20 protein-coding genes and 5 pseudogenes are annotated in these 25,378 nt (G+C 49.0%); 18 read left to right on the top strand and 7 right to left on the bottom strand.

What is annotated here, in order from left to right:
- Positions 1 to 12: 12 nt before the first annotated feature.
- The 3 genes and pseudogenes from LDB27_RS17270 to LDB27_RS17260 all read left to right on the top strand — a co-directional run.
- On the top strand, positions 13 to 192 hold the full coding sequence (locus tag LDB27_RS17270; RefSeq protein WP_071530570.1) for a helix-turn-helix transcriptional regulator: 180 nt from the start codon (positions 13 to 15) through the stop codon (positions 190 to 192).
- 69 nt (positions 193 to 261) lie between these two features.
- Positions 262 to 1,788, top strand: a complete 1,527-nt coding sequence (locus LDB27_RS17265; RefSeq protein ID WP_000778661.1) for a YfjI family protein — start codon at positions 262 to 264, stop codon at positions 1,786 to 1,788.
- A 325-nt stretch (positions 1,789 to 2,113) separates the two neighbouring features.
- A pseudogene (locus LDB27_RS17260) lies at positions 2,114 to 2,659 on the top strand (inovirus Gp2 family protein); the annotation flags it as partial.
- 35 nt (positions 2,660 to 2,694) lie between these two features.
- Here the strand turns inward: LDB27_RS17260 and tagK are convergent.
- A pseudogene (gene tagK, locus LDB27_RS17255) lies at positions 2,695 to 3,458 on the bottom strand (type VI secretion system-associated protein TagK).
- 367 nt (positions 3,459 to 3,825) lie between these two features.
- On the opposite strand from tagK, the pseudogene LDB27_RS17250 reads away from it, so the two are divergent.
- From LDB27_RS17250 to LDB27_RS17205, 10 genes and pseudogenes are all read left to right on the top strand, one after another.
- Positions 3,826 to 3,966, top strand: a pseudogene (locus tag LDB27_RS17250) (Clp protease ClpB); the annotation flags it as partial.
- Positions 3,965 to 4,249, top strand: a pseudogene (locus tag LDB27_RS17245) (integrase core domain-containing protein); the annotation flags it as partial. The pseudogenes LDB27_RS17250 and LDB27_RS17245, both read left to right, overlap by 2 nt.
- A 763-nt stretch (positions 4,250 to 5,012) precedes the next feature.
- Positions 5,013 to 5,510: a pilus assembly protein gene (locus tag LDB27_RS17240; RefSeq protein ID WP_225519875.1), complete on the top strand. Its 498-nt coding sequence runs from the start codon at positions 5,013 to 5,015 to the stop codon at positions 5,508 to 5,510.
- 83 nt (positions 5,511 to 5,593) lie between these two features.
- Positions 5,594 to 6,331, top strand: coding sequence for a pili assembly chaperone SafB (gene safB, locus LDB27_RS17235; RefSeq protein ID WP_001537407.1), 738 nt, complete (start codon positions 5,594 to 5,596; stop codon positions 6,329 to 6,331).
- A gap of 23 nt (positions 6,332 to 6,354) precedes the next feature.
- Complete coding sequence (locus tag LDB27_RS17230; protein WP_000669614.1) at positions 6,355 to 8,865, top strand: fimbrial biogenesis outer membrane usher protein; 2,511 nt, start codon at positions 6,355 to 6,357, stop codon at positions 8,863 to 8,865.
- A gap of 21 nt (positions 8,866 to 8,886) precedes the next feature.
- Complete coding sequence (gene afaD, locus LDB27_RS17225; RefSeq protein WP_000266934.1) at positions 8,887 to 9,357, top strand: AfaD family invasin; 471 nt, start codon at positions 8,887 to 8,889, stop codon at positions 9,355 to 9,357.
- Positions 9,358 to 9,764: 407 nt separating this feature from the next.
- Entirely contained in the window at positions 9,765 to 10,586 is an 822-nt protein-coding gene (locus LDB27_RS17220) for a polysaccharide deacetylase family protein (protein ID WP_000119391.1), read from the top strand.
- Positions 10,587 to 10,668: 82 nt separating this feature from the next.
- Positions 10,669 to 10,906: pseudogene (locus LDB27_RS17215) on the top strand (PerC family transcriptional regulator); the annotation flags it as partial.
- A 494-nt stretch (positions 10,907 to 11,400) separates the two neighbouring features.
- Positions 11,401 to 12,348: a LysR family transcriptional regulator gene (locus LDB27_RS17210; RefSeq protein WP_000970301.1), complete on the top strand. Its 948-nt coding sequence runs from the start codon at positions 11,401 to 11,403 to the stop codon at positions 12,346 to 12,348.
- A 119-nt stretch (positions 12,349 to 12,467) separates the two neighbouring features.
- Entirely contained in the window at positions 12,468 to 12,683 is a 216-nt protein-coding gene (locus tag LDB27_RS17205; RefSeq protein WP_001521596.1) for a hypothetical protein, read from the top strand.
- Between the two features lie 3 nt (positions 12,684 to 12,686).
- Here the strand turns inward: LDB27_RS17205 and pagN are convergent, their stop codons facing one another.
- The 4 genes from pagN to fadE form a co-directional block, all read right to left on the bottom strand.
- Positions 12,687 to 13,406: an adhesin/invasin protein PagN gene (gene pagN / locus LDB27_RS17200; RefSeq protein ID WP_000787608.1), complete on the bottom strand. Its 720-nt coding sequence runs from the start codon at positions 13,404 to 13,406 to the stop codon at positions 12,687 to 12,689.
- A 345-nt stretch (positions 13,407 to 13,751) separates the two neighbouring features.
- Positions 13,752 to 14,159, bottom strand: coding sequence for a Spy/CpxP family protein refolding chaperone (locus tag LDB27_RS17195; protein ID WP_000788200.1), 408 nt, complete (start codon positions 14,157 to 14,159; stop codon positions 13,752 to 13,754).
- A gap of 309 nt (positions 14,160 to 14,468) precedes the next feature.
- Entirely contained in the window at positions 14,469 to 15,236 is a 768-nt protein-coding gene (locus LDB27_RS17190) for an amidohydrolase (RefSeq protein WP_000015789.1), read from the bottom strand.
- Positions 15,237 to 15,344: 108 nt separating this feature from the next.
- The gene (gene fadE, locus LDB27_RS17185; protein WP_000973041.1) at positions 15,345 to 17,789 is read right to left on the bottom strand and encodes an acyl-CoA dehydrogenase FadE; all 2,445 of its coding nucleotides are present in this window, start codon (positions 17,787 to 17,789) and stop codon (positions 15,345 to 15,347) included.
- Positions 17,790 to 18,028: 239 nt separating this feature from the next.
- Here fadE and lpcA point away from each other — a divergent pair, with 239 nt between their 5' ends.
- Together lpcA and LDB27_RS17175 are read left to right on the top strand one after the other, a co-directional pair.
- Positions 18,029 to 18,607 (top strand): D-sedoheptulose 7-phosphate isomerase, encoded by a 579-nt coding sequence (gene lpcA, locus LDB27_RS17180; RefSeq protein ID WP_000284051.1) that lies wholly within the window; start codon positions 18,029 to 18,031, stop codon positions 18,605 to 18,607.
- A gap of 212 nt (positions 18,608 to 18,819) precedes the next feature.
- On the top strand, positions 18,820 to 19,587 hold the full coding sequence (locus LDB27_RS17175; protein ID WP_000333387.1) for a class II glutamine amidotransferase: 768 nt from the start codon (positions 18,820 to 18,822) through the stop codon (positions 19,585 to 19,587).
- Here the strand turns inward: LDB27_RS17175 and dpaA are convergent.
- Positions 19,558 to 20,298, bottom strand: coding sequence for a peptidoglycan meso-diaminopimelic acid protein amidase (gene dpaA / locus LDB27_RS17170; RefSeq protein WP_001225658.1), 741 nt, complete (start codon positions 20,296 to 20,298; stop codon positions 19,558 to 19,560). The genes LDB27_RS17175 and dpaA overlap by 30 nt on opposite strands.
- A 249-nt stretch (positions 20,299 to 20,547) precedes the next feature.
- On the opposite strand from dpaA, the gene dinB reads away from it, so the two are divergent.
- The 3 genes from dinB (at position 20,548) to prfH (ending at position 23,572) form a co-directional block, all read left to right on the top strand.
- On the top strand, positions 20,548 to 21,603 hold the full coding sequence (gene dinB, locus LDB27_RS17165; protein WP_001226198.1) for a DNA polymerase IV: 1,056 nt from the start codon (positions 20,548 to 20,550) through the stop codon (positions 21,601 to 21,603).
- 218 nt (positions 21,604 to 21,821) lie between these two features.
- The gene (locus LDB27_RS17160; protein WP_063916570.1) at positions 21,822 to 22,961 is read left to right on the top strand and encodes an RNA ligase RtcB family protein; all 1,140 of its coding nucleotides are present in this window, start codon (positions 21,822 to 21,824) and stop codon (positions 22,959 to 22,961) included.
- A complete protein-coding gene (prfH, locus tag LDB27_RS17155; RefSeq protein WP_000602086.1) occupies positions 22,958 to 23,572 on the top strand; it encodes a peptide chain release factor H in 615 nt (204 codons plus the stop codon). The genes LDB27_RS17160 and prfH overlap by 4 nt, the downstream gene beginning before the upstream one ends.
- Before the next feature lie 154 nt (positions 23,573 to 23,726).
- Here prfH and pepD read toward each other — a convergent pair whose 3' ends face one another.
- The gene (pepD, locus tag LDB27_RS17150) at positions 23,727 to 25,184 is read right to left on the bottom strand and encodes a cytosol nonspecific dipeptidase (protein WP_001292977.1); all 1,458 of its coding nucleotides are present in this window, start codon (positions 25,182 to 25,184) and stop codon (positions 23,727 to 23,729) included.
- Positions 25,185 to 25,378: the final 194 nt, after the last annotated feature.

Genomic DNA, 25,378 nt, shown 5'->3' with positions numbered 1-25,378 from the left:
GGAGAATCGAAAATGTCATCTGTTTACACCAGACAATCAGAGCCACAACAGCGCATTCTGCGCATGAGAGAACTGACGAAGATAGTCGGTCTGTCCCGGTCAACTATCTATGAAAAGCTAAATCCCGAATCCAGGTATTACGACGAAACGTTTCCAAAAACCGTGAGACTTGGTGCTGCTTCCGTTGGATGACGTTCCACTTCCGTTGATGAGTGGATCGCCTCCAGAAGCGTTTAATTTTTTCTCAAAAGAGACTATGCAATGAAGCTTACCCATAAAAAAACTCAAAATCATCATGTTAATCTGAACACCAGAGCAATTTTGACGTTTTTTCAACAAATCATATCTTTCATATATGGCAAAACCAGCGCGGCGGTTGAGCTTATCTTTGCAACCCTCCAGGGGAGCATGGCTCTGGCCTGCCAGGATATGTATGATGTTGAAATTGAAGATGATATTATCGTTCCTGTATCGCATTTTCACATAATACTGGCAAGGTCCGGAAGCAAAAAAACGACAGTATACAGGCTCATTATGGCGCAAATTCATCAGACTGAACGTGAGCTGGCAGAGGTGTTTTCAGTCAGACTGAAGGAGTATGAACGGCAACACGTGCTATGGGATGAAGAATGTAAGAGCCTTAAGAAATCGTTTCAGAAAGCTGTACGCCAGAAAGAGGGAGTGGAGACAGCCAGAAATGAACTGGATGAATGTCTCAGAAATGAACCGGTTAAGCCTGTAAGGGTGCATCTGACGGTAACGGATCCCACGCCGGAAGCCCTTCTGAAAGAGCTGGGGCAATACTCCAGTCTGGGTATCACCTCTGACGAGGGAAGTGCTCTGTATGAAAGCATCATGCGCCGTAAGATCGCAATTCATAATACGCTATGGTGTGGTGATGATTATCGGATCAGTCGTGCGTCAACGGGTATCACAGATATTAAAGATCCCCGGCTTGGTATGCTGTTGATGACACAGCCGGAGCCACATGACTGCACACTGAAATCACTGGGTAACGCAATACGAGCTACGGGAATTTATGCGCGTACGTTAACCATGGATCTTACGTTACTCACCAGACAGATTGATATTGATGAGCTGGTTTCTGGCGATGAGTCCGATCTGGAAAAGTTTTATGCCATTCAGAAAAAACATTTACTTGCCGGGATTGAACGCAGAAAAAAAAATCAACCCCGAATCTGTATGACTTTTGCTCCTGACGCAAAGAAGCGGTTGCGTTATGTTGGCAGGGACGTAAAGCGTCTGATGCAGCAGGGGGGAAAGCTGTACCATTATAACGACTGGGCTGCGCGGTACTGCGAACATACCGCTAGGAGTGCTGCTGTGATGCAGTTGTTTATCACCCCTGACTCAACCGTTATTACGCTGGAAACACTGGAAGCTGCGTTGTTAATATCGGAATGGCACCTTAATCATTTTATTGTAAAAATGGATGTGGTCAGGGGACCTTCCCATTCTGAAAGAGTACTCAGTTGGCTTGAAAACCATCTTGTTAAAAATGGGTCTTATGATTTTTTAAGGCGTGAAATGATGCAAGAGATACATCGTTCACTCAGAAAAAAAGCTGATCTTGAGCCTGTTCTGGAACAGCTTGCTGAGGAGGGTAAAATCCAGTTGTGGGAGGACGAAAGTGGGACGCATTACATCAAATACCTGGCTTCCGAAATGGCACCTTCAGAACTGGATACAGAACACAAGGCTTTGAAAGGTATACCAGAATATCATGGGGGAGGTAGTGCTATCAGTAGCGTCCCGCTGAAAGGATAACTTCAGAGTGATTTTCATTCAATATCAGATGGTTATATTCCACGCATTCCCTGGCGTGTAGCGGGTTTCGCTGTTGTGAGTGGAATTATTATCCGTATTGATTAGTCGGTATATGTACTATATTTATCGTGGGTAGGTACTATATTTATCGTGGGTAGGTACTCTTACACTAATACGATAAGTATCGGTATGTATGCGCTAACGTAATAATAAAATCTGTATGTCTGCAGAGGTAACACATTCCTGCAGGGGAACCTGTATGCCTAATTGCATGGGTAGCTGCTTGCTACCCATTATCTAATGAATTTCGATAAAAGAGATTATTATGAAGTCACCTTATGATTTAGCTGAGAGAGAGTTTAAATTTCTGCTGCAGGAAGCTGAAGATAAATATGATTCGAGAATATCACGCCATATGCTTCGTCGATCGCTTGCTGTAATATCTAATTATCTGGAAAACTATAACCGGATATTCGCTCTGCGCGCTGACCTGAGGTTTGCTCAGTCCCATGTGCCAGGAGAGCCGGACTTGCCGATATGCTTTCAGAAGGATGATGAGAAAGCCATTACTCGGGCTATGGAATCCCTTAAAAGCTAGTTAAGGGAAGAACACAAGCGTTCTGGCAGACCTGGTGAGCCTGTGCCACTCGGCTATATCTGGGCCAGGGAACGGGTTACCAGGGAACATCCTCACTACCATCTGGTTCTGCTGTTTGACAGAGAGGCCTATGCCTATCTGGGAGATTATACAAAGCCTGACGCTGATAATATGGGGACCCGGATACAGAAAGCCTGGTGCAGCGCCATTGGTCTTGATTATCCTGAATATGCTTATCTCCCGCATTTTCCGAAGAATCACAGCGCGTGGTTCACTCGGGATGATGCGTTAACGTTAAGTGCTGATTATTATGACTTTCTGCTACGGGTATCGGGCATTGATTCCATCGCCAGCCAGTGCATTTCACCTTCACCGGTCGTGTCCAGCGTATCCAGAATGGCATCAATACCGGGCGCGCCTGCCACCATATCCTGTAACGTGTCGGTGTCGCCCTTTTTATCGTATAACGACGTCAAATCCTGGGTGACAGCGTCTTCATTTCGGGGAAACGGTTTAGCACGGAGGGGCTTTTCCTGCCCGGAGGGCCGCAATGCCTGCTGATATTCCTGGTAAAGCTGGTGTAGCGTGCTATCCGCTTCATGGCCAGTGTAAGAGGATGCGGTTTCCCGGACGGGAATAATATCGAACGGGTTCTGCGGATTGAGCTGTTGTTGTTTAAACCAGTCCAGATCCAGGTACTCAGCAACAGATTCAGATGACTGAACCAACTGAGGAAACGAAACATCGGGACGGGACTCATCATTGGTGCGGGCAAGGCACCAGGATGACAGACCCCATTCAATCGTATCTCCATCATTCAGCCGCATACGGTGATGAGGTTCCATCACCTGCTCATTGACGGCACAACACAGTTCATCAGAGTGATTAACAATCCACCACGCCTCTTCGTGGCGAACAAGACTGAGCGCGATATCGTCTTTCCCATGTTGCTCAAAAAGCGGAATGTAGGGGGGGCGGCAGTAAATACGATGTATGTCCCTGCGGGATACTGTGCGTTATCCGTTATACCCTGCGACTGTATTTTCCGTAATTCCCACATGTCTTGTTTCATTATGTCCCTTAAATGTATTTATTTTTCTGGAGGAAACGTTTAGGGAGTTTTAATTCATAAATAATTTTAACTAAATTCATAGGGAGTCATTATTGATGACACCCTTTTTATTATTTTCGTCGTGAATGCATTGTTGTATGCATAGATGTCTTTTTTGAAATATTATTTCTTTTAATTCTTCAATTGCGATTTTTATCTTGCTGTTCATTGATTATTTAATATTAACGGCTTGGTTGCTAATTAGTCCCTGATCTGTATCATTGTTTTGTTTCGATATTTTTTCGAGGCTATCAATAAAGAATTGTTTATATATTTATGTGCATTGATGCATTATTTTTATGAATTTTTATGTCACAAGGCATAACACATGGAAACTCCTGTTTCACGCAGTGCGTTGTATGGAAAACTGGCCGGCCCACTATTCCGGTCGCTGGAATCGGCAACGGCATTTTGCAAACTACGCTCTAATCCCTGGGTTGAGCTGACTCACTGGCTGCACCAGTTATCCGGCCATGCTGCGTATGGATAAGGGACCGGAATTTATCTCGCTGGCACTGGCTGAATGGGCAAAGAAACATGTAGTAAAGCTGGCGTTTATCCAGCCGGGTAAGCCGAAGAAAAACGTTTTCATCACGCGCTTTAACCGGACATACCGTACAGAAATACTCAATTCTTATCTGTTCAGAACGCTGAATGAGGTGCGGGAAATTGCGGATAAAGGGTTATCAGAATATAACTGCGAACGTCCATATGAATCGCGGAACAATATGATACCGAAGGAATACCACTAACAACATTATCTGGCCGGAATCTTAAAAATGCATGGAACTAAAACGGGTCTATTTACAGGGGCACCTGCGATGAATTTCGCTGTACTGAAAAGCGATACCGGATGAGAGCTGCTTCAAATTAATGTGCCATGTTCACGGGGAGGTGGTGCGACGTTTGCATAATCCAGCAAGAACTGAAAGGAAGGGGAGAGCTTTTTCATGCCTGTATAATCAGTCTGACCTGTGTCAGTCAGCTCTTAGTGTTGAGACTCTCGTTGGAGCGTTATAATTGCTTTTCCGTTTCGGAAAACAAGATTTTCCATTAAAGATCTTCCCTGCGAGGAAAAGTTAACTAATAATCTTACCGTCGAGTTAGGAGATGTATGTTTAAATATAAACAATGTTGCAACGATGCCTGATAATTATCCTCTCTTCGAAGATAAGTTTCCCACACCCAGTGTGGTGGGTGTCATTGTAATGTTATCACTTGAATGTAAATGGAAGGTATAATTGCTTTTTGACTAGTATTCTATTCCACCCTGACAACACGATGTTAACATCAACACTGTTTATATTGGCAATAACGCAATTTTTTTCAGATTAAGAGGTGCTCTGATATATAGATTTTTATGACATTACTTATTTGAATTGGTAACAAATACCAATAAGCACAAGCTGTTATTACCAGCCACGGATTTTTCCATACGGTAAGATTTGGTATGGTGTTATGTGTTCTGGATGTGCTGGATTATTTTAATTTGGTTAAAAAAAGGTGGTTATTCAAATGAAAAGCATAAAAAAATTGATTATCGCAAGTGCGTTGAGCATGATGGCTGCTAGTTGTTATGCTGGCTCATTTTTGCCGAACACAATGCAAGAGAAATCAGTGGATATTAACTTTGCCGCTCCCGAACATTTAACCGTATCGTTGGATCAAGTGCCGGGTTTAATTGCTGGGGATGAGCCTACAGGTACGGCTATTGCGAAGCTTACAGTTGATTCTACTTCTGTTAAAGAATTCGGGGCCAGGGGGGCTTCTGGCGTGATGATGGACAATGCTGGCATTGTATGGAGAATAACTGGTAAAAATAGTGGCAACTCACTCACTGTGGGCTTATCACCTAAGGATGTGATCAAGAGTCAGGGCAGGCAAACGTGGAATGGGAGAGAGTGGATCACCTTTGATACCAATGTCCCACTTTATATTACTACGGTGGGGGAGCAGAATATCTCACCTGATACGTACCCACTGACTTTAGATGTAGTGGGATATCAGGCGTAATAGTAAACAACTATTAGTGTATTGCGCCTTGTTTAAGGCGTAATACACATCAAATTTTTCGTTTTTCTTTTACAATTTTTGATATGAAAACAATTAATTTTGTTTTAATGGCGGTAGCTTTGTTCGCCTCTAATTCTATGGTTTCAGTATATGCCGCCAGGCAGCAATTAAATTCAGCCACTAAATCATTCAGCGTGAAGCTGGGAGCTACACGGGTGATTTATCACGCTGGTACACCCGGCGCGACGCTCTCGGTGAGCAACCCGCAGGATTACCCTATTTTGGTTCAGTCTTCAGTCAAAGCAGAAGACAAAAATTCGCCAGCCCCCTTTATGGTGATGCCGCCTCTATTTCGTTTAGAAGCGAACCAGCAGAGTCAACTGCGTATTATCCGTACTGGTGGTGACATGCCAACGGATCGTGAAACTTTACAGTGGGTCTGTATAAAGGCGGTACCACCCGAAAATGAACCGTCGGATACACAGGCTAAGGGCGCGACCCTTGACCTCAATTTGTCCATCAGCACCTGTGACAAGCTGATTTTCCGCCCGGATGCCGTGAAGGGGACGCCGGAAGATGTTGCAGGAAATTTAAGATGGGTGGAGACGGGCAACAAACTTAAGGTAGAGAACCCCACCCCGTTTTACATGAATTTAGCCTCTGTCACAGTAGGGGGAAAGCCCATTACAGGGCTTGAGTATATCCCCCCCTTTGCTGACAAAACACTAAATATGCCAGGTGGCACTCGTGGTGATGTCGAGTGGAAAATTATTACAGACTTAGGTGGTGAAAGTCATCCGTTCCACTACGTTTTTAAATAAGTTCAAGGAATTAGCGGCAGAAAATGAAGTTCAAACAACCTGCCTTGCTACTGTTCATCGCGGGAGTGGTTCATTGCGCAAATGCGCACGCTTACACATTCGATGCATCAATGTTGGGCGATGCAGCGAAAGGGGTTGATATGTCGCTCTTTAACCAGGGGGTACAACAGCCAGGGACTTATCGCGTGGACGTGATGGTGAATGGTAAACGTGTCGACACCCGTGATGTGGTGTTCAAATTGGAAAAGGATGGGCAAGGAACGCCTTTTCTGGCTCCTTGTTTGACGGTCAGTCAGCTTTCACGCTACGGCGTAAAAACGGAAGATTACCCTCAGTTGTGGAAAGCAGCAAAGACCCCAGATGAGTGTGCGGATCTGAGCGCCATTCCACAGGCTAAAGCGGTACTGGATATTAATAATCAGCAACTGCAACTGAGTATTCCTCAGGTGGCGTTGCGTACGAAATTTAAGGGGATCGCTCCTGAAGATCTCTGGGATGATGGTATTCCGGCGTTTCTGATGAACTACAGTGCGAGGACAACGCAGACGGATTACAAAATGGATATGGAGAGGCGTGACAACTCTTCCTGGGTACAACTGCAACCGGGAATCAATATAGGTGCGTGGCGTGTCCGCAATGCGACCAGCTGGCAGCGGAGTGGTCAACAGTCGGGGAAGTGGCAGGCAGCATATACCTATGCTGAGCGTGGACTGTACTCACTAAAAAGTCGTCTGACTCTGGGGCAAAAGACTTCGCAGGGGGAGATATTTGATAGTGTGCCATTTACCGGTGTGATGTTGGCATCGGATGACAACATGGTGCCCTACAGTGAGCGGCAGTTTGCTCCGGTAGTGCGTGGGATTGCCCGCACGCAGGCTCGGGTGGAGGTCAAACAGAATGGTTACACCATTTACAACACCACCGTGGCGCCCGGACCGTTTGCACTGCGGGATCTGTCGGTAACAGACAGTAGTGGTGATCTGCATGTCACCGTGTGGGAGGCCGATGGCAGTACACAAATGTTTGTGGTGCCGTATCAGACCCCGGCGATAGCACTGCACCAGGGATATTTGAAGTACAGCCTGTTGGCGGGCCGATACCGATCGTCAGACTCTGCAACGGATAAGGCGCAGATCGCGCAGGCTACGTTGATGTATGGTCTGCCGTGGAATCTCACTGCATACGGCGGTATACAGAGTGCAACGCACTATCAAGCTGCATTGCTTGGTTTGGGGGGATCTCTCGGGCGGTGGGGGAGTTTATCTGTCGATGGAAGCGACACACACAGTCAGCGTCAGGGGGAGGCGGTACAGCAAGGAGCCTCCTGGCGACTGCGTTACAGCAACCAGCTGACTGCGACGGGGACAAATTTTTTTCTGACGAGATGGCAGTATGCCTCGCAGGGCTATAACACCCTATCCGATGTGCTCGACAGTTATCGACATAATGGCAACCGTCTATGGTCGTGGCGGGAAAATTTGCAGCCGAGCTCGCGTACTACCCTGATGTTGAGTCAGTCATGGGGGAGGCATTTGGGCAATCTGAGTTTAACCGGTTCCCGTACCGACTGGCGTAATCGCCCCGGTCATGATGACAGCTACGGACTGAGTTGGGGAACCTCTATCGGAGGGGGCTCGCTGTCATTGAACTGGAATCAAAACAGGACGCTGTGGCGCAATGGCGCGCACCGTAAAGAGAACATAACCAGCCTGTGGTTCAGTATGCCATTAAGCCGCTGGACGGGGAATAATGTAAGTGCTAGTTGGCAGATGACTTCACCATCACACGGTGGTCAGACGCAACAAGTGGGGGTCAACGGAGAGGCATTCAGTCAGCAACTGGATTGGGAGGTGCGTCAGAGTTACCGTGCCGATGCCCCGCCAGGTGGTGGTAATAACAGCGCATTGCACTTGGCATGGAATGGGGCTTACGGCCTGTTAGGTGGTGACTATAGCTACAGCCGGGCGATGCGCCAGATGGGAGTCAATATCGCGGGAGGTATAGTTATCCACCATCATGGTGTGACGCTGGGGCAACCTTTGCAAGGCTCAGTGGCGCTGGTTGAAGCGCCAGGGGCCTCGGGGGTGCCAGTTGGCGGCTGGCCTGGCGTTAAGACGGATTTTCGTGGCGACACCACAGTGGGCAACCTGAACGTCTATCAGGAGAATACAGTCAGCCTCGATCCGTCGCGACTACCGGATGACGCAGAGGTCACACAAACCGATGTGCGCGTGGTGCCAACCGAAGGGGCGGTGGTGGAAGCGAAGTTTCACACTCACATCGGGGCCAGGGCACTGATGACGCTGAAACGGGAAGATGGTAGCGCCATTCCTTTCGGGGCGCAGGTTACAGTCAATGGGCAGGATGGCAGTGCTGCTCTGGTGGATACTGATAGCCAGGTTTATCTCACTGGTTTGGCGGATAAGGGCGAACTGACGGTGAAATGGGGAGCACAGCAATGTCGGGTTAACTACCAGCTACCTGCCCACAAGGGAATCGCGGGCTTGTATCAAATGAGCGGTCTCTGCAGATAGCCGATTCTGAAGGAGAGAATAATGTGGATGAAAATACAGCGAGTGAAAACGGTTATCTATAGCGTAAGCTTACTGGTCGCTGCCAGTAGCTTGATGCCGATAGCGAACGCCGCAGAAAAACTTCAGACAACGCTACGTGTAGGGACTTACTTTCGGGCTGGGCACGTGCCAGATGGGATGGTGCTTGCGCAAGGCTGGGTGACTTATCACGGCAGTCACAGCGGGTTTCGGGTATGGAGCGATGAGCAAAAGGCGGGTAACACGCCTGCCGTATTGCTGCTGAGCGGGCAACAGGATCCTCGCCATCACATTCAGGTTCGCCTGGAGGGTGAGGGGTGGCAACCAGATACAGTGAATGGTCGTGGCGCCATTTTAAGAACCGCTGCAGATAACGCCAGTTTCAGTGTGGTCGTTGATGGTAATCAGGAAGTGCCTGCGGACACCTGGACGCTGGATTTTAAGGCCTGTGCATTGGCGCAGGAGAATACGTAGACATCTGTTCCACTCATACTTCCTGTATCAGTGAATAAGGCGAATACTGTATATCAGGCTCGAGGATGTATTGAAAATTTACTCAAGGTAAATATGGTTAGCAATCTTCATTGCAGAAAAATCAATTGCTGATTCATTTTAAAATCTGAAATTCATCTTTTTTTGTAGGGAGAGGAATATTATGTTTCGTAAAATAATTTAACGGACACTGATGCCTTTATTATTTTCTGTTTTGTGGATTTGTTTGATTCACTCTTTTGTGAGCGGGGCTTTATAAGCCCCTGGTATAAGGTTTGTTTATCTGTCAGGTATTCATATGTGATATTTAAGATTTTATGTTTAGGGGGCTTTTTCTTGTCCCCTCAGGCGTAAAAATAATTTATTTTTTACATAAAGGAATAAAGCATATGTCTTATGCACGACATTTACCGGTATTAATGTATCACCATGTCAGTGATAAACCCGGACAGATAACCTTATCTCCCCGTACGTTCCGGGCGCAGATGAAATGGCTGGCTGAATCTGGCTGGAAGACCGTTACCGCTGCAGAGGTGGAAGCTTTTTATCATGGTGCAAGATTGCCTCGTAAAAGCGTCATGCTGACCTTTGATGGCGGCTGGCTGGATAACTGGTTGCAGGTTTTTCCGGTGCTGCAGGAGTTTAATCTGCATGCGCATCTCTTTCTTGTGACCAGTTTGATCAGTGACGGACCGGTCCGTATTCCTGCAGGCGAACCGGTGTACTCTCATGATGAGTGTCAGATGCTGGTTAAACAAGGCCGGGCTGATGAGGTCATGCTGCGCTGGTCAGAGGTCCGGGAGATGCACCTCAGTGGCCTTGTTGAGTTTCACTCGCACACGCACACCCACCGACGCTGGGACCAGAAACCTGTGTCCCGTAATCCGTCGGATTTGCTTCGTGTCGATATTCTTCTTAGTCGTAAGCGGATGAGGGAGATGCTGGGTTACTGCAGTCAGCATCTGTGCTGGCCTGAGGGCTGGTATTGTTCTGACTATATTCATGTGGCTGAAGAGCTGGGGTTCACATACCTGTATACCACAGAAAGGCGTATGAACAATCCAGTCATCGGTTCACAGCGTATTGGTCGTATTAACACAAAGGAGCGAAAGAATGTGGGCTGGCTGAAACGTCGTCTGTTTTATCACACCACGCCCGGATTTTCTTCGCTGCTGGCCCGGCATAAGGGGGCACGTCGGATAGCTGACTGAGCCGGAGACCAGGATGAAAGTGCTGCATACCGAATCCTCCCCCATCATCGGCGGGCAGGGGTTGTAGGCTATATCCCAAATGATGGTGCTGATTTTGAGCAGAAATAAGATAACACCGGAGGCCGTGATAGACCCGGTTGCGCAGAATCTGGAGGCAGCAGGTCACTGGCGCAGGGCTTCTACCCGCTGGCTTTTGGTCATGGGAGATTTTGAATGTACAGAGGCCCAGCGGGAGTGGTTGTTGTTGCGCCGGAATTATTGCCTTGCGCAGATATCTTCCCCTGGCGCCAGTAAAGCTGGATATCAGCGACGTGACGAAATGAGAGGAGCCTGCACATAGGTTTATGTTTTGAGTAAGCGTCTTATTTAAACCGTCTGTTCTGTTTCCTCCGCTTTCACAAATAATGTCGAGCCGGGTGGGGGACTCAAGTAAGAATAATCTGGCGATGTTTTGCTTGTTTCCACGGGATAATTTGTTAGGTGAACGATACAATTAATGCGCTCCAGACTGCGTCACAGAAAAGGAGAATGCCTTTGCAGAACGGGCGCATGACAATGAACCACTTTATTATTGGTATCTGGTTCGGCGACAACCTTGACGATCACGTCTGAGATAGGGTATTTACACTGAGTGGTAAACAGGTTCAATTAGTAACCGGAGATGGATGCAAAATCATGATCGATTCAGATGCTATTTTGCAGCCAATAGATTTTTTATTAAGATGATATCAAGGACATTGAGGCACACAATGACGTATCAGTAAGTCGTTGATAGCTCATTTGATATAAGAATTTCTTTTATCAACGGAAGATAATGATGGAACTGATCAATAATCGTGGTATGCGAGACTGGATGATATTTATTAAAGTGGCGGAAGTAGGGAATCTTTCCCGGGCTGCACGGGAATTAGATATTAGCATTTCTGCTGTCAGTAAATCGCTTAGCCGCCTTGAGAATTCTATTGAGGTTACTTTACTTCGGCGCGATTCACATCACTTAGAACTGACTGGAGCTGGTCAGACAGCCTATGCAAGCATGAAAAGGATAACATCTTCCTTTCAGTCCTTGCTGGATGAATTGCGAAATCCGGATAAAATTATCAGAGGGAGTATAAAATTTTCGGCTCCGGCTATTGTCTGTGAGTTTCTTGCCAATAAGTGGATATGGGAATTTACAGCTAGCTATCCGGATACAAAAATCTACCTGGATTCACGAGAGCGTAGCGATTTTTTTAGTAAATCCCTGGAGTTTGATGAGCTGGTTTTTAAAAGTGGCATAATCGAAAGTGAGGATCTCGTGTATCGAAAGATAAGCCCTTTAAAGTTGGTTCTTTGTGCGAGTCCGAAATATATCAGAAAATATGGCAGGATCTCACATCCTGGCGATTTGGAAAATCACATTATTATGGGTCTTCACAACCATGGTCTTTCCGGACCTCTTACTCTTTTCCGTCAAGATGAATCATACACTATTAGTGGCGCTGTTAATGTTCATTTATCTTCCAATAATCTTTTGAGTGTTCTTAATTTGGTTTTAGAAGGAAAGGGTATCAACCTCATGACTCCGGCCTGGCTTGCCACCAAATACTTAAAAAATAATGAACTTGAAATTATACTTCCTGAATGGAGGGTTCCAGATCTCCCCATTTATCTTGTATGGCGTCATCGTCAGTATTATTCTCCTTTATTTCAACGCTTTCTGTCTTTTATTGAAGATAAATGGAATAATCGCCCACAAATTGATTTTCTGAATGATGATTAACCCGTTTGGAATGGTTTTGACACGTTCCTGACTTAAACCCACATGATGATGACTGAATTGAGGCATCGAGATATGCGACTGGTCAGCCAGTCGTCTTTTGACGATGCCCAATACAAAACATGATGCCGACTGACGGAAATGATAATACCCGGAAACAGGACGGGACTGTTTTTGGGCAGCCGGAAGTTAAGCCCATACCAGAAACGTTGCAGTGTACTGAAAAATGGCGCCAGGTTGCACCTGTTCAACGATTTTCTGAAGGCGCAGGAGTATTCATTACTGATATCCTCCATTGCGCCTTCGGGAACCCACAGGACCAGCTATTTTACCGATAGTGTTTAAAAGGCGTAAGTAATGCCGAGCATGAAGTCATTGGAGGCAGCCTTTGTGTCTGCATCATAAGCGGTATGTTCATCACCAGCATAGTGATTTTTTGAAATGCTTACTTTGCCAGCATTAATGTATTTATAACTGGCGTCAATCATAATATTATCTGTTACAGCATATTTTGCACCGATACCTGCGCCCCAGGCAAAGTTATTTTTTGAAGCAGACAGAGTTTCATTAATACCAAAACCAACAGGAATGGTGTTATTACTTAGCTTCACATGAGCGAGGCCAACGCCTACGCTGATATAGGGAGTAAATGCCGTACTATTGTGAAAATCATAATAGCCATTAACCATGTAAGTGGTCATTCGGACCTGATTTTTTACATTTATGTGTACTGGATCACCAAATGCAATAATATCCTGCCCGCCTTTAGCATCCGTCTCACCTCTGAAAGTGGTATCCAGTTCTAAACGTACTGGAAGCTGGAATGGATCATAAAAGTTATAACCGATAGCAACCCCGCCGCCAAAAACGCCTTTGGTACGGTCAGGTAACGTTGCATGACCATTGACTATCTCATCCTGGCTGAAGGTTGAGTTGATTCCATAGACATTGACTACGGATGTCCCCGCTTTCCCGGTGATATAGATCCCTTCTTTTGCTGATGCAGTAGCGGACCAGGCTACCACAAGGGGAATGATGCAGACTGCGAAAAAGTTTTTCATTTCAGAACCTGCCTTAATATTGGGCTAAAAGACAAGTTTCACGGTATAGGGTGTGATATAACGATTACATAAACGAAGCCCAAAAAACGGTCTATTGTAACGCTGGGTTTTCTGTAAGCGGGTAAAAAATGAGATGAAGATTTTAAATAACAATACGATAATCGTCGGTATGGAAATCCATCTCCTCGCCAAATTGCCCAACGTATGCCAGCCCCACGTACGGTTTCACTTCTACGTTATGTAACGGGTAGTGTGAGATAGAGCGATGTTGTAAGAAAAAGATGAAGATGAATTTGTACCTGTCCTGGATAAAGCCCGTTATCCAGAAATAACGGGCAAAAATATTTACTCAAGTGCCTGGGCGAGATCTTGTTGTACCTGTTGACGCTGTTCTGGTGTTAAGACTTTGCTTAAATCAAAATAATATTTAACCCGATAATAGCGAGCCTGTTGTTCTATGTTACTGAAGGCTGCAAGCTGCTGTTTTACGGCGGCGTCATCCCATTTACCGGATTTAATCACCTCTATCAGCGCACCGTCTTTAATTCCCTTCATAGAAATCTGACTGACGTCGGTTTCCAGTTGTTGGTGAAGTTTTTTGATCCGGGTAATCTGATCGTTTGTCAGCTTCAGATGCTGGACAATAGGATCCTGGGCGGGCAGGGGAGGATTGGGGACAGCGGTGGCGAAAGCGCCAAAAGAAACGCCCGCCAGAGTCGCTGCCAGTAAAGTTGTGCGTACAAAGTTTTTCATGAAGATATCCTGATAAGGGAGTGATTAACCGTTTTTATTACCCACGAATGGCGAGCAATTATCTTAGAGCCTATCCCATTAGGCGTTATTGGCGCAGCCAGTTTGGACACGGACAGCGCGCAAAAACCGGAGCGTACACGTAGTACGTGAGGATTTTGAGCACTGCCTAGGTCCAAAATGGCAAGTAAAATAGCCCTAATGGGATAGGCTCTTAGTCAGAATACGTTGCCTGCCACATTACGCCACGCGAATTTGTTTTACGGAGAGTTACGGAGTGAAACAATCCCGCCGCGGTGAGCGGCAGGTTGCTTACAAGGTGAATGGATCGGCATCGCGCCAGGCTGGAAATTTTTCGCGATAGTCCTGCAAGGCGACGAGAGAAAGATCGGCATCAATACGTGTCGCTTGGTGTGGTTCGGCGGTGGCGATAATATCACCCTGGGGATTAATGATCCGGCTATCGCCGCGATAATGTAACCCATTGCCATCGGTGCCAACCCGGTTGCAGCCTGCGACATAAGCCTGATTTTCAATAGCGCGCGCTGTCAGTAATGTTTGCCAGTGTAGCGAGCGCGGCGCAGGCCAGTTCGCTACATACAGCGCCAGATCGTAATCATTGCGGTTGCGCGACCATATCGGAAAGCGCAGATCGTAACAGATCAGCGGCAGGATGCGCCAACCGCGCCACTGCACGATGATGCGTTTATCGCCTGCGGCATAATGTTGATGTTCATCCGCCATACGAAACAGATGGCGCTTATCATAGAGATGAACCTTGCCTTCCGGTTCAACCAGTAAGAAGCGATTTACGGCGCCGCGCTCAGTTTGTAGCGCCGCGCTGCCGGCAATCAGAGCGTCAGTTTGTCGGGCTTTGGCCTGCATCCACGTAATCACGCTATCTTGCGAAAGTGAGTTATTAGCGGCCTCCATCGCAAAGCCGGTGGTAAACATTTCAGGCAGAACAATCACATCCCGGCCAGATACGAGCTCTAGCTGTCTGTCAAAATGACGCAGGTTTGCCGGGCCGTCCATCCAGACTAAAGGTTGTTGCAACAGAGTAATTTTCAAACCAGACACGATCGGAGCTCCTCATTGAACAGCGTCTTTACACTGTAGCATGAGCAATAATAAAAAAGCGGCAAGAAAAAGCCCCGCGAAAGCGGGGCAGGAAAGAGGCGAGACTGATTATGCGGCTTCGACTTTACGCACTTTCTCCGGCAGCTTTACCGGTTTGGTCGCCAGCGCTTCAGGTTCAAAATCATCAACGTTGATACTGCGCAGGCGGCTCTCTTCCGCTTTCGCCAGGATGGCGGCTTCATCTTTATCTATAAGCCCTTTCGCCAGCGCATTGCGCGCCAGTTCATCCAGACGAGTAAACGGCAGATTTTTACCCAGTTCTTTGCAGATGCGCTGGTGGATAGGGTCGGCAGCGATGACATCACGCAGCGCTTCTTCCAGTAAACCGACCGGATTATGTTCGGCGGGCGTCAGATACTGACCGCGCCCAATGCGTGAACGTGTGGCGTTCGGCACCTGCAGGATCTTCGCCACGGCGTGATCCAGCTTATCAGACGGCGCCAGATAATGACGGCCAGTCGGGAAGATCATCGCGGTGAGCAATCCGGCCACGACGCGGTTCGGGAAGTTCTGCAGCAGATCGTCCATCGCTTGTTCAGCACGATACAGCGCATCCTGTACGCCCCAGTGCACCAGCGGCAGGTCGGCTTCGTGGCGACCTTCGTCGTCGTAACGCTTCAGTACGGCTGAGGCCAGATAAAGCTGACTCAACACATCGCCCAGACGCGCGGAGATACGCTCGCGGCGTTTCAGGCTGCCGCCCAGTACCGCCATTGACACGTCAGACAGCAGCGCCAGATTTGCGCTCAGTCGGTTCAGATGCTGGTAATAACGCTTCGTGGCGTCGCCGGTTGGCGTATGGCTCGTTAATCCGCGGGTCAGGCCAAGCCAGAAACTGCGAACGGTATTGCTGCCGACATGGCCAATATGTTTAAACAACAGCTTATCAAAGGCATTGACATCATTATTCTGCGCTGCGGCCATCTCTTCCAGTACATAAGGATGGCAGCGAATGGCGCCCTGACCAAAGATCATCATGCTACGGGTCAGGATATTCGCGCCTTCCACGGTAATCGCGATAGGCGCGCCCTGGTAAGCACGCGCCAGGAAGTTGCTCTCGCCCAGCATAATGCCTTTACCCCCTGTGATATCCATCGCGTCGATAATTGACTGCTGGCCGCGGTGGGTGCAGTGGTACTTCACGATAGCCGACAGTACCGCCGGTTTTTCGCCCAGCATAATGCCGTAGGTGATTAACGATGCGGCGGCATCCATCACATAAGCGTTACCTGCAATACGCGCCAGCGGTTCTTCAATACCTTCCATCTTGCCGATAGAAATTTTGAACTGACGACGAATGTGAGCATAGGCGCCGGTTGCCAGCGCGACGGATTTCACCCCGCCAGTGGAGTTGGACGGCAGGGTAATACCGCGTCCTACCGACAAACACTCCACCAGCATACGCCAGCCCTGTCCGGCCATTTTGGGGCCGCCGATAATATAATCAATAGGCACGAAAATATCGTTACCGCGGGTTGGACCATTCTGGAACGGAACGTTAAGCGGGAAGTGGCGACGACCAATTTCCACACCCGGCGTTGAGGTGGGGATCAGGGCGCAGGTAATACCCAGCTCTTCTTCTCCGCCTAACAATCTATCCGGATCGGAAAGCTTAAACGCCAGGCCCAACACGGTAGCTATCGGCGCCAGCGTAATGTAACGCTTGTTCCAGGTCAGGCGCATACCCAGCACCTGCTGGCCCTGCCATTCGCCCATGCAAACCACGCCGGTATCCGGAATGGCGCCTGCATCAGAACCTGCTTCCGGGCTGGTCAGCGCAAAGCAGGGGATCTCCTGGCCGCGCGCCAGTCGCGGCAGATAGTGATTCTTCTGCTCTTCCGTACCATAGTGCTGCAATAACTCGCCAGGGCCGAGTGAGTTTGGAACGCCGACGGTGATAGCCAGAATCCCGGAGACGCCGGACAGTTTTTGCAGTACACGGGACTGCGCATAAGCGGAGAACTCCAGCCCGCCGTACTCTTTTTTAATGATCATCGCAAAAAAACGATGCTCTTTCAGATAAGCCCACAGTTCCGGCGGCAGATCCGCCAGTTCATGGGTAATCTGGAAATCGTTCGCCATCCGGCACGCTTCTTCTACCGGGCCGTCGAGAAACGCTTGCTCTTCGGCAGTGAGTTGCGGTTGCGGATAGTTGTGCAGTTTTTTCCAGTCAGGCTTGCCCTGGAACAGATCGCCTTCCCACCAGGTTGTACCGGCATCAATCGCTTCTTTCTCAGTGCGCGACATCGGCGGCATGACCTTACGGAAGCCGCGGAACACCGGTGCGGAAATCATTGATTTTCGCATCGGTGTGAGGTTAAACGGCACGAGGATAATGGCCAGAGGAACCAACAGCCAGATGGACCACAGGCCAGCGACGCCAAGTGCGGCGGTCCAGGCGAGCAGAATCAGGCTGCTGAGAAATAAACTCACGCGGTGATAGAACAATGCGCCGAGCAGAACAACCGTAGCGATAATACTCAAAATCATCATAACGAAAAGCTCCCTTGCTTGTAGGAGGTCTGACCACTTGTGATGATTAGGTTGTAGTGGATGTAAAATCTTTTAGCAATGTGTTTACAAAATAATTACAACAAAGCTCACATTGTTGCCGTTTTTGGGGGCACGAAAAATCAAAAGCGTGAGGCGTTAATTCGGCTTATGCTTCTCGCCTGTACTGCTATCCGGTACACTGCATACTGTCATTTACATTCATGCTGAAGGATATCCTCATGTACCAGGATCTTATTCGTAACGAACTGAACGAAGCGGCGGAAACGCTGGCTAATTTTTTAAAAGATGACGCCAATATTCACGCCATTCAGCGCGCGGCGGTCCTGTTGGCTGACAGTTTTAAAGCGGGTGGTAAGGTACTTTCCTGCGGTAACGGCGGCTCCCATTGCGATGCGATGCACTTTGCTGAAGAGCTGACAGGTCGTTATCGTGAAAATCGTCCGGGCTACCCGGCAATTGCGATTTCTGATGTTAGCCATATATCCTGCGTCAGTAATGATTTTGGCTATGACTATATTTTCTCTCGTTACGTTGAAGCGGTAGGGCGCGAAGGCGATGTCCTGTTAGGGATCTCGACGTCGGGTAACTCTGGTAACGTGATTAAAGCGATTGCCGCGGCCCGTGAAAAAGGCATGAAAGTGATTACGTTGACCGGCAAAGACGGAGGCAAAATGGCGGGAACGGCGGATATTGAAATTCGCGTACCGCACTTCGGTTATGCCGATCGTATTCAGGAAATTCATATCAAAGTGATTCATATCCTGATTCAGTTGATCGAAAAAGAGATGGTTAAATAACTATACCCGTCATACTTCAAGCTGCAGGTGCGTTGGTTGCGCTCAGAAACCCCAGTCACATAGTTATCTATGTTCCTGGGGATTTCCTCCCTTACCGCCTTCCTGCAACTCGAATTATTTAGGGTATAGCATATTGTTTTCTTTGATATTTTTAGTTTTGATTGGCTGTAAAAATTACGCCTTCCCGCTTAAGGCGTTTGTGGAGGTGATGTATGTGCGAACTGCTTGGGATGAGCGCCAATGTGCCGACGGATATCTGCTTTAGCTTCACCGGACTGGTGCAGCGTGGCGGCGGAACCGGGCCGCATAAAGACGGCTGGGGAATTACCTTTTACGAAGGAAAGGGCTGTCGCACGTTTAAAGATCCGCAACCGAGCTACCATTCGCCGATTGCGAAGCTGGTACAGAATTACCCGATCAAGTCCTGCTCGGTTATCGCCCATATCCGTCAGGCTAATCGCGGTGAAGTGGCGCTGGAAAATACGCACCCTTTTACCCGGGAATTATGGGGACGCAACTGGACTTATGCTCATAACGGTCAGCTCAACGGTTATAAGTCGCTGGAAACCGGTAATTTTCGTCCGGTGGGGGAAACCGACAGCGAAAAAGCGTTTTGCTGGCTATTGCATAAATTAACGCAGCGTTATCCCCGCACGCCGGGCAACATGACAGCGGTATTTAAATATATTGCGACACTGGCGACGGTATTACGTGAAAAAGGCGTTTTTAACATGCTGCTGTCAGATGGGCGATATGTGATGGCGTTTTGCTCAACCCATTTGCACTGGATCACTCGCCGGGCGCCGTTTGGCGTAGCCACGCTGGTGGATCAGGATATGGAAATTGATTTCAGTTCACAGACCACGCCAAATGACGTGGTTACCGTGATTGCTACCCAGCCGCTAACGGGGAATGAAACCTGGCAAAAGATTATGCCAGGCGAATGGGCGTTATTTTGCCTCGGAGAGCGTATAATTTGAGGCCAGCTGTGGCTGAACGACTTCGTGACTCAACGGTTTGCTCACGACGTAACGTCCATCAACGATAGAAACAGTTGGCGGCTTATGCGTCTGTTCAAAATAATCGTAGCCGGGTTTTAGCTGCGCCCAGAAATCTTTGTAATAAGAATATTTATGACGCTGCATATTGGCGTCGGTCATCCGGAACGGATAAATACTCACCTGCACGCTCGGCTGACCAAAGACCAGCGCGGCGGTGACAAACTGGAAAATCTCATCAATGCCGCTGTCGGTCATGGCATAGCAGCCGACGGAAACACAGGCGCCGTGAATCATCAGATACTTACCATCATAGCCATGCGCGCGATCGTAGGCATTGGGAAAACCAATGTTGATGGCCTTATAAAAACGGCTGTCTGGCTTGAGTTGATTACGCTGAACGCTGTAAAACCCTTCCGGACTTTTAAAATCGCCCTGACGGCGTTTCGGGCCTAACCCGCCGGAATAGTTGCAAATTTTGTAGCTATCAAGCAACTGGTATTGCTCACCCATTTTGACGTAGAGATCAAGAGTGCGCTCTTCTTTAAAAATCTGAATATAGACCGGTGAGCCCATTAACTGCTGCTTATACTCTTTACTGACCGGCGTGACGGGGCTGCTGCTGCTCAGCAAACCGGCAAATGAGACGCACGGCATCAGAAGCATCGCAAGAAAAAATGCGATTTTACGCATACTGCTTGTTCCTTGATAAAACGGTTACACACGCCAGAACGGCAAAAGAGTCCCCAAATCGGAGTAATCTGGATTTGGAGCGCTCACATTAGCACCACGGCAGTTTTTCGCAAGTCCCCGTGTGTACGTTTACAATTTTCCCGCCGCTTTCGTCGTCATACCTTCGAATATGTCGCATTTTTAACGCGAATGTCTCTTTGCGCGCAATAAAACATACTGTACACTTAAACAGTATTGTGGGGGCGAGCGATGCGCAAAATCATACATGTTGATATGGACTGTTTTTTTGCCGCGGTAGAGATGCGTGATAATCCGGCGTTACGCGATATTCCCATTGCCATTGGCGGGAGTCGTGAGCGAAGAGGCGTTATCAGTACCGCCAACTATCCTGCGCGCCAGTTTGGCGTACGCAGCGCGATGCCGACCGCCATGGCGCTAAAGCTGTGCCCCCATCTCACCCTATTGCCTGGCCGCTTTGACGCCTATAAAGAGGCTTCGCGGCATGTACGTGACATCTTTTCCCGCTACACTTCACTGATTGAACCGCTCTCGCTGGATGAAGCCTGGCTGGATGTGACTGACAGCCCGCACTGTTATGGATCGGCAACTCTGATCGCCAGGGAGATTCGTCAGACTATTTTCAATGAACTGCAACTCACCGCCTCCGCCGGCGTTGCGCCAGTGAAATTTCTGGCGAAGATCGCCTCCGATCTCAATAAACCGAACGGACAATATGTTATTACGCCAGCCGATGTACCCGACTTTCTTAAAACGTTGCCGTTAGCCAAAATTCCAGGCGTGGGGAAAGTTTCCGCCGCCAAACTGGAAAATATGGGGTTAAGAACCTGCGGGGATATTCAACAGTGCGATCTGGCGATGCTTCTCAAACGCTTTGGTAAATTTGGCCGGGTATTATGGGAGCGTAGTCAGGGTATTGACGAGCGTGATGTTAACAGCGAAAGGCTGCGTAAATCGGTAGGTGTTGAGCGTACTCTGGCGGAGGATATTCATGAATGGTCGGACTGCGAGGCCATTATTGAACATTTATATCCGGAACTGGAGCGTCGTCTGGCTATAGTAAAGCCCGATTTACTGATTGCCCGACAGGGCGTTAAATTAAAATTTAATGATTTTCAGCAAACCACTCAGGAACATGTCTGGCCGCAATTAAATAAAGAAGACTTAATTACCACCGCCCGTAAAACCTGGGACGAGCGTCGCGGCGAGCGCGGCGTACGGCTGGTGGGGCTACACGTAACGCTGCTCGACCCTCAACTGGAACGACAGTTGGTGTTAGGGTTATAAGTCAGGCCATTAATATTTTATCACTATTACGATTGCGCCATCTAAATTTCAGTATTACTATACCCGCGTTTTCTCATTCTCAATAACTGCAAAGGAGGTTCATCATGACACTTTATTCTCTGAACGCACTTTGCAGACCTTTCCAGGATTAATTTTCTTTTATTGCCCTGGATTAGTCTGCCATTTCCTGATTTTTTAATTCATATATGGAATGGTATATGGGCAATTATATTCGTCCTTTATCAGATGTGGTATTTTCTATCGCATCGGATAACCTGTGGATCGAAGATTCCGCGATCCAACAATTATATACGACGGCTAAGTTAGCCGGTATGAAACGCGTTATCGGGATGCCAGATCTGCATCCGGGGCGCGGCTATCCTATTGGCGCAGCCTTTTTCTCGCGTGGACGCTTTTATCCGGCGCTGGTCGGCAACGATATCGGCTGCGGCATGGCGTTATGGCAAACGGATATTTTAGGGCGTAAATATAACGCCGATAAACTGGAGAAGCGGCTGGCGTCGCTGCCTGACGTGGCGGACGCGCAGTGGCTGGAGGAGAATGTCCCCGCCGCAATGCAGCATCATTCGTGGCGCTCTGCGCTGGGTTCCATTGGCGGCGGCAATCATTTTGCCGAGCTGCAGCAGGTCGATCGCATCGTCGATGCTGATTCGTTCGCTTTGTCGGGGTTGCAAAAAGCGCAGTTATTACTGCTGGTACACAGTGGTTCACGCGGTCTGGGGCAAGCTATCCTGCGTCGTCATGTGGAGGCGTTTTCGCATAACGGTTTGCCGGAAGATAGCGACGATGCGCGCCACTACCTTGCAGAACATGACGATGCGCTGGCATTTGCCCGCAGTAATCGCGCGCTGATTGCCCGCCGGATACTGCAACAGCTCAGGGCTGAGGGCGAACCGCGGCTGGATGTGGCGCATAACTTCGTTGAACCCTGTACTGTCGCGGGTAAGGCGGGGTGGCTGCACCGTAAAGGCGCTACGCCAGATGGGCAGGGACTGGTGATTATCCCCGGCTCGCGCGGCGATTATAGCTGGCTGGTGAAACCCGTCGTCAGCGAGGAGAGCCTCTTCTCCCTGGCGCACGGTGCGGGGCGCAAATGGATGCGTACCGAGTGTAAAGACCGGTTATCGGCAAAATTTACCCCGCGACAGCTCTGCCGTACCGGGATGGGTAGCCGGGTGATTTGCCGCGATCGCCAGCTCATTTATGAAGAAGCGCCGCAGGCGTATAAATCCATCGATAGCGTTGTGGATTGTCTGGCAGACGCCGGACTGATTACGCCGGTTGCCTGCCTGCGTCCGGTGCTGACGCTGAAAACCTCAGGGGAGAAAAGCGCATGATCCTACTGCAACTTTCTTCCGCACAGGGACCGGACGAGTGTTGTCTGGCGGTAAAAAAAGCGCTGGACTGTCTGACGAAAGAAGCCGCCAGAGAAAAGGTATCGTTGACGCGACTTGAAACGGAGCCGGGACGATTACCAGACACGCTGCGTTCCGCGCTGGTCTCGCTGGACGGCGAAAAAGCTATGGCTTTCAGTGAACGTTGGTGCGGCACGTTACTGTGGATTTGTACCAGCCCGTATCGCCCGCACCATGGGCGAAAAAACTGGTACGTCGGCATTGGGCGCTTTTCCGCCGACGAACACATACAGTCTGATGAGATTCGTTTCGAGACTCTGCGCTCTTCCGGCCCGGGTGGGCAGCACGTTAATAAAACCGACTCGGCAGTGCGGGCCACGCACCTGGCGAGCGGGATTAGCGTGAAGGTTCAGTCGGAGCGCAGTCAACATGCGAATAAGCGTCTGGCCCGGCTGCTGATTGCCTGGCGGCTGGAACAGCAACGGCAAAATGAGTGTGCGGCGTTGAAGTCTGAAAGGCGTCTGTTCCATCATCAGATTGAGCGCGGCAATCCGCTGCGGATATTTAAAGGAATGGCGTTTACGCCACAATAATTCGGTGCTACCAGCGCTGTTATAGGGCTGTCTGGCTATTCGCGTGTAGCCGCAGCGCTATTCAGCGCATCCAGGAGAGCTTATCTGGCAATGGATACCCGATATTCCATATTGATAGCCCGTCCAGAAATGGGACGGGCATTTTAGCGCTTTCTTACTTCGCAGGAATCGCTTTCAGCAATTCGGTCAGCAGAGTCCAGTAGTGGCCGACGCTTTCGATATGTACCTGCTCATCCGGAGAGTGAGGTCCGGTAATGGTAGGCCCAATAGAAACCATGTCCATATCCGGATAGGGTTTCTTAAACAGACCGCATTCCAGGCCGGCGTGGATAATCTGGATGTTCGGTGTCTTGTTGAACAGACGCTGATAGGTTTCCCGCACCAGGTGCATGACCGGCGAGTTCGCATCGGGCTGCCAGCCAGGATAGCTGCCTTTTGCTTCGGTTTTCGCGCCAGCCAGCTTGCCCAGCGAATCCAGCATACTCACCACATAATCTTTACCGCTGTCGATAAGAGAGCGAATCAGGCAGTGAATTTCGACATTCGCATCAGACATTGTGACCACGCCAACGTTCAGCGATGTTTCCACTACGCCTTTCGCCACGTCTGAATTGCGGATCACGCCGTTCGGCGTTGCGTTCAGCAGGCGCACAAAGGTATCGCGTGACGGCGCGGTCAATGCGGCTTTATCACTGGCAACCTCATTGAGTTGCAGCGTCAGGTTTTTCTCTTTTTCCGCCAGTTCGTTTTTCAGAATATCCTGGTAAGCGTTCACTAATGTTTTCAGAGCGCCTACGTTGTCTGCGGCAACGGCGAGGGTAGCGAACGCTTCGCGCGGAATCGCGTTACGCAGCGTGCCGCCGTTGAAATCGATCAGACGCAGATCCAGTTCTTCTGCGTGCCCGGCCAGAAAACGCGCCAGCAATTTGTTGGCATTGCCAAGACCGAGGTGAATTTCACCACCGGAGTGGCCGCCTTTCAGGCCTTTCAGGGTTAGCTTAAAGCACGCAAATCCTGCGGGTACAGCTTCACGGGTCAACGGCAGATTAGAGGTAAAATCAATACCGCCTGCGCAGCCCATATAGATCTCACCTTCTTCTTCAGAGTCGGTGTTGATCAGGATGTCGGCCTGCAACCAGCCGGACTGGAGGCCGAACGCGCCATCCATGCCCGCTTCTTCGGTCATGGTCAGCAGCACTTCCAGCGGGCCATGGACGACATTATCATCAGCCAGTACCGCTAACGCAGAAGCCATTCCAATACCATTGTCGGCGCCGAGCGTAGTACCGCGCGCTTTAACCCATTCGCCATCAATATAAGGCTGGATAGGATCTGTAGTGAAGTCGTGAACGGTGTCGCTATTTTTTTGCGGCACCATATCCAGATGCGCCTGTAAAACGACCGGCTTGCGATTTTCCATACCTGCAGTGGCGGGCTTACGGATCAGAATATTACCGACCTGGTCGCGATCCACGTAAAGGCCTTTCTCTTTGGCCCAACTCACAATATGTTCCGCGAGTTGCTCTTCGTGATAGGACGGGTGAGGAATAGAACAGATTTTGGCAAAAATATCCCACAAAGGTTGTGGTGATAACTGAGACAGTTCAGACACGATAAGTCTCCTTGGCGGTGGTCTGAAAAACGTTCTTACAGGCCACAGGGTTAGCGGAATTGATAACTCTTACGAGATGCGACTGAGAATACCACTTTCTCCGCCTGCGGGTAGTATAAAGCATACAAAAAGAGGCGTGGATTCCGCTAAACACTGGTTTTTAGCGCGTCAGGTCTCTATAATCTCGCGCAACT

This window comes from Salmonella sp. JXY0409-18 (genome assembly GCF_020268625.1).
In the GTDB taxonomy this organism is placed as follows: domain Bacteria; phylum Pseudomonadota; class Gammaproteobacteria; order Enterobacterales; family Enterobacteriaceae; genus Salmonella; species Salmonella enterica.
Note: the sequence above shows the minus strand (reverse complement) of the source record. Positions and strands in the feature narration are given on the sequence as shown.